Below are 5,067 nucleotides of genomic sequence, written 5' to 3' on the forward strand. Positions count from 1 at the left end.
GGTGGCGCGCCTCGGCCCGGACGTCCTCTACGTCAACGGCTCCGAGCTGGGCATCGTGGACGACATGGACGGGGAGTTGGGGCTGGAAGTCACCGTCGCCGGGGGCACGCTGAAGGTGCTCTCCACGTCCACCGACGTCACGGTGAGCGACCTCGTCTACCTGCCCTACAACGTGCCGGCTGGGTGGGTGTCGCAGTGGGCGGCGGCGACGGCGCCCTTCGGGCCGCTGCCGTACCACCGCGCCGAGGGCTCAGGCATCCCCGGCCCCTTCATGGTGCTGGGCCAGGCGGGCGACGCGCAGGCGCTGGAGTACGACGACGACAGCGGCGCGCGGGTGCAGGGCCAGTACCTGGACTTCGAGTTGTGGCAGCAGCCGGAGGGCACCTGACATGCGGAACCTTTCACTTGCAGAGACGGCCGTCATCAACTGCACCGCGGGCTTCGCCTCGCACGTGCGCGTGCTGGTGCAGCGCGGCGCCACCTGGACGGACCTCTTCACGTTGCTGCCTGGGGACTACCTGCTGGGCGTCTCCTGGTCGGACAGCACCGAAGCCCCTGTCGGCGAGGCCACCGTCTCCGTAGTGCGCAACGGCCCGGATGGCACGCGCCTGTCGCTGGCGCCGATGGTGGTGGGCAGTTTCCTCAACACGGTGGACGGGGCCTACGTGCCGCTGCTGCGCGAGGGCGCGTACTTCAGGGTAGAGGTGGCCACGGTGCCGCTGGACACGCTCCGCGCGGACGTGCCCGCGGACGCGTGGCGCGAGGTGTGGCGCGGTCGCGTCGACGAGGTGGACGCGGGCGGGGACGAGCTGCGCCTCGTCGGGCGCGACCTGGGCGGCCTGCTGCAGGACACCTGGATTGAGGTGGAGCGCAACTACGGCAGCACCGCTGGCACGCCAGTCCAGACGGTCATCCAGTCCATCCTCAATGACAACGGCATGGGCTCGTTCGGCCTCTACACGCCCCTCAACCCGCTCAGCGTCCGCGGGCCCTACGTGCAGGAGCGTGAGCCCCTCCTCGATGCAGTGCGCTCCCTCGCGGAGCAGATTGGCTGGGACGTGCGCATGCGCTGGCGCCAGGACGCCAGCGCCTTCGCGCTCACGCTCTGGAGTCCGAACCGGCTGACGGACACGCCCGTCGCCACCTTCGGGCCAACCAATGTCCTGGAGCTGGGCGAGCTCAAGCGCAGCCTGGAGCACGTGCGCAACGTGGTGGAGGTGGTGTATTCGGACAAGCTGGAGACGGACTCCACCGGCACGAAGAAGCGCAAGACGGTGACGGCCACCAACCCCACCAGCGTCGCGCTGTACGGGCGCCGGTGGATGCAGGTGGCCGAGGGCGCGTCGTCCCTCATCGACACCACCGCGGAGGCGCAGCGCCTGGCGGATGCGGCCATCGCGGACCTCTCCGAATCGGCGCTCAGCCTGTCGCTGACGCTACCGGGCATCCACTGGTACCTGGAGGCGGCGGACCTCGTGCAGGTGCTGCCGGACGGCGTGCACTTCGACACGTCCCAGCGCCTGGGCGTCCTCTCCGTGGAGCACGAGTGCGCGTCCAGCGGCGAGGCCCGGACGAAGCTCCAGTTGCAGGGCCGGCCCAGCACCAGCCGCGCTGTCTGGGCGGAGAAGGATGCTCGCCCGGGGGTGGCCGAGAGCGCGCCCTTCACCGGCCCTCCTGCGCCCGCCGGGCTGGTGGTGACTTCCGTGGCGGCAGGGTTCGCGTTGTCCTGGGCGCCCGCCACCACGGGCGCGAGCTGGGACTCGTTCGAGCTCCACGTCTCCAGCACGTCGGGCTTCACCCCGTCACAGTCGACCTTCAAGGCCACCGCGCGCACGACACGGTTCGAGGTGGCCGACCTCATCCCCGGCCGTCCGTACTTCGCGCGCGTCGTGCCCCGCGATGCCAAAGGGAATCAGGGCCCGGCGTCTGCCCAGGTCTCGCTCACCGCGGGGCAGGTGGGGCCCAACATCTTCCAGCCGGCCGTCAGCCTGACGTCGGAGACGCCGAACCCGGGATTCGAGGCCAACAACATCCCTGGCGCTCCACCGGACGCATGGCTCATGGAGACGGGAGCATGGGGCGTTGATGCAATGCTTGAGACGACGACGGTCTACAGCGGCACCAAGGCCGTGCGCTTCGCCAAGACCGGAGCGGCGGCCCGCCTCGCGTCCCAGTCGTTCGCGGTGAACAGCAATGACATCCTCGTGGCGAGCGCGTACGTGGCCATTGAGCCACCGGCGATTCCTGGCCGGGATACCGTGCTCTTCCTAGAGTGGTACGACCGCTTCGGCACGTACATCTCAAGCACCATCGTCGCGACCCAGTCAGCACTGATCGGCAATTTCACCACGATGACCGGTAGCGCCCGTGCACCATCGACGACGAGTTTTGCGCGAGTCACCGTCGGCAAGCTCAATGCCGTGGACAGCCAGTCGGCCCCCTACTACGCCATCCTCGACAGCTGCCGCGTCATCATCCTGCCGGCAGAGCCTGGATGGACGCCGATGTTCGGCCTCTACGGGACCGGCTACGACTCATACAGCGATGTCGATAGCAACTTCGGACAGCCGATGTACTCCAGGGAGCACTCGGGGCGCGTCTATTTGCGCGGCGCGCTGAGGTACGCTGGCACCGGCACGCTTGGCGCGACGCTCCTCACGCTGCCCCCCGCCATCAGGCCCACGAAGGCCAAGGCGTTCACGGTCGAAACAGGAACGTTCTCGTCGACCAGCGCGGGTCGGTTGGTCATCCAGCCGACCGGAGTCGTGCAACTGCCTCGCGGGGCGACGACCTTCATCAGCCTCGACGGCATCTCCTACCAGCTCTTCGACGACCTCTAGGGCCTGGCGCCGATGACCTTGCCGTTGGCGACGTTCACGCGAGCCGGCCGCGCAGGCCCGGCCGGCAGCTCGACGGAGGTCAACCTCGACGGCGTGCGCTTCCGGGCGGAGGCGTGAACTACAGTCCCTCCATATCCTTACGCGCAAGATCGTCCGCCTGCTGCAACATCATTCGGGCGCTCGCGTAAAGAATTTGAACACGAACCCGCGCGCCCATGCTTTCGGCTGATATGGCAATGTTCGTCTCACCAGTCATCCACATTGATGTGAATTTGACAAATCCCAATTGAAGGCAGGAACCCTTGCTCAGCGTCTCACGGAGAGCGTCGTTCGACCACGACTCGCTCGTCGTGGTCGGCTTCCCGTACTTCCGTACCAGTAGAGAGTGGAGCTTGTCGTAGTCAGCAAGGTACTGATCCCCTGTGACTCGGCGCTCAGTTGACATGATGGAAACTGCACTGAGGGCATCTGCCGTAAATAGAAATACATGCACGGTATCCAAACCGGCAGTCTCGGACGCGAAGCCGAGCGCCCCTTCCGCAGGCTTCATTTTAGGGAATAGCGCGCTCGTCTCGCGACGAGACATGCCCCATCGAGATTCCAGATATCCCTCTCGACTCCTGTATCCTTTGGGTACGCGGTAGAAGTCTGGGTTAGCTGAACCGTCAGGGAGGAACATGGGAGTACCATCCGCTGCCAATGGGCCCTTGCCTTTCCCCTGCAGGGGGGCCGGTTCCGGGGCAGGTGTGTCACCATCATCGGCCTCCAAGACGAGCCGTGTTCCCCTCGGCCCGTCGTACACGATGCCGTCGGACGTGAAGCCTTCTGAATGAGCAACCTGCGCTGTGAACAGCGCGGCAGCAACGACGACGGCCGGCACCCGAAAAGCATTCTGCATGCGACGTCCCCTCCGGAGGGGTAGCAACATAGCGCGGCAGGATCGTGCGTATGTCCCTTGGCGAAGCTGCGCCCAGGTCCGGGGTCAAGGATGCCTCATCCCGTGCAGGCAAGGCATGAGACGAGCCAGACCTTCCGCCGCCGTCCCCGACGTACCGTCTCCTTCAGTGCCAGCGAGCCCTGACGCGGCGCCACCGCTGCTCCGCATCGGCACGTCCCCGCCTTGAGGTTGGGACGCTGGCCCTGCTTCGCGCCCGCGCACTCCAGGTGCCGCGTCCCGGTGGCGGCGACGTACTCCACGTATTCGCCCTTGCGGATGCGCCCGCCGCACCCAGCGGCGGTGCAGGTGCCGGCCTTCTTCGTGACGATGACGGGCACCTACGCCCCCGCCGCGGTGAGTGCCAGGCCGAGCTGCGCGCCCTGCCCCACCGGGCGCGGCCGCGCGTCCCGAGGGGCGCTGGCGCGTGGACCGCGCACCTTCCCCGCAGCCCGCGTCGGCAGGTCCGGCCCGTGCCCAGCCGCGTCCAGCGCCGCGCGCAGGCGGGAGAGCCCCTTCTCGCGCAGCTTCCGCACCGTCGCCACGGAGAGCCGCAGCTCCTGGGCCAGCGTCCGCTCCGAGGCCTCCATCCCGCCGGCACGGCCCAGGCCGGACGCGGCCTGCACGACGACGCGCTGCAGGCGGGGGAGCCGGTGCAACGCCGACAGGGCCTCCTCCCGCTCTGCCACCTGGGCGAGGCGTGCGGACGTCGTGTCCACCAGGGAGAGCCGCAGCTCGGCGCCGGCAGCCGACCCGCCCCGGCGCCCGTGGCTGGCATCCGCGCCAGGCGTCTCGGTGAGGAGTTCGTCCAGGGAGACGGTGGCGATGGCCCCCTCACCCAGGGCGTGAATGCCGGCGTCCTCCATGCCCTGGCGGCGGAGCTCGGCGGACACCGCCACGCCCCCGGCTTGTGCTGCCCGCTTCGCCCGCGCCAGCTTCCGGCGCGCGTGCCGCGTCACGTGCACCGCGCTGCGCTCCGAAGCCGCGGCGCGGTCCATGGCCTGCCGCGCGAGGCGCAGCACGTAGGCCGGGTACAGGCACCGCCCCACTGCGCGGCCCGGTGTGAAGCGGCGCCACGCCGCGAACGTCGCGATCTGCCCTTCCTGGAGCAGGTCCTCGGCGGCCACCTTCCAGCGGCGGGCGACATCGCGGGCGGCCCTCGCGACGTAGGGCTGCACGAGGGCGACGAGGCGGGCCTGCGCGCGGGCCTGCTCGGGGCAGCCGTCCGGCAACTCGCGCAGCAGGAAGAGCAGGGACTCCATCTCCAGCTCCGGCGTCGGTGCGGGCGGGAGG

4 protein-coding genes and 1 pseudogene are annotated in these 5,067 nt (G+C 69.0%); 2 read left to right on the top strand and 3 right to left on the bottom strand.

Annotated features, from left to right (window positions below; translation table 11 throughout):
- Together D7V97_RS45045 and D7V97_RS39770 are read left to right on the top strand one after the other, a co-directional pair.
- Nucleotides 1-388 (top strand): annotated as a pseudogene (locus tag D7V97_RS45045) (hypothetical protein); the annotation flags it as partial.
- 1 nt (nucleotide 389) lies between these two features.
- The gene (locus D7V97_RS39770) at nucleotides 390-2,840 is read left to right on the top strand and encodes a fibronectin type III domain-containing protein (protein ID WP_120615785.1); all 2,451 of its coding nucleotides are present in this window, start codon (nucleotides 390-392) and stop codon (nucleotides 2,838-2,840) included.
- Nucleotides 2,841-2,958: 118 nt separating this feature from the next.
- On the opposite strand, the gene D7V97_RS44395 is transcribed toward D7V97_RS39770, so the two are convergent.
- The 3 genes from D7V97_RS44395 to D7V97_RS46700 form a co-directional block, all read right to left on the bottom strand.
- Nucleotides 2,959-3,738 carry a hypothetical protein gene (locus D7V97_RS44395; RefSeq protein WP_147445177.1) on the bottom strand — a complete coding sequence of 260 codons (780 nt, stop codon included), beginning with the start codon at nucleotides 3,736-3,738 and terminating at the stop codon, nucleotides 2,959-2,961.
- Nucleotides 3,739-3,833: 95 nt separating this feature from the next.
- Nucleotides 3,834-4,115, bottom strand: a complete 282-nt coding sequence (locus tag D7V97_RS39780) for a hypothetical protein (protein WP_120615787.1) — start codon at nucleotides 4,113-4,115, stop codon at nucleotides 3,834-3,836.
- Nucleotides 4,116-5,067 (bottom strand): sigma factor (locus D7V97_RS46700; RefSeq protein ID WP_147445178.1); only part of this gene is annotated, 952 nt, incomplete at its 5' end. It abuts the gene before it with no gap.

Origin of the sequence: Corallococcus sp. CA053C (assembly GCF_003611675.1) — a bacterium.
Lineage (GTDB): Bacteria > Myxococcota > Myxococcia > Myxococcales > Myxococcaceae > Corallococcus.

Coding starts and splice junctions, on each gene's coding strand:
- D7V97_RS39770 (WP_120615785.1), top strand. CDS start 390: ATGCGGAACCTTTCACTTGCAGAGACGGCCGTCATCAACTGCACCGCG.
- D7V97_RS44395 (WP_147445177.1), bottom strand. CDS start 3,738: ATGCAGAATGCTTTTCGGGTGCCGGCCGTCGTCGTTGCTGCCGCGCTG.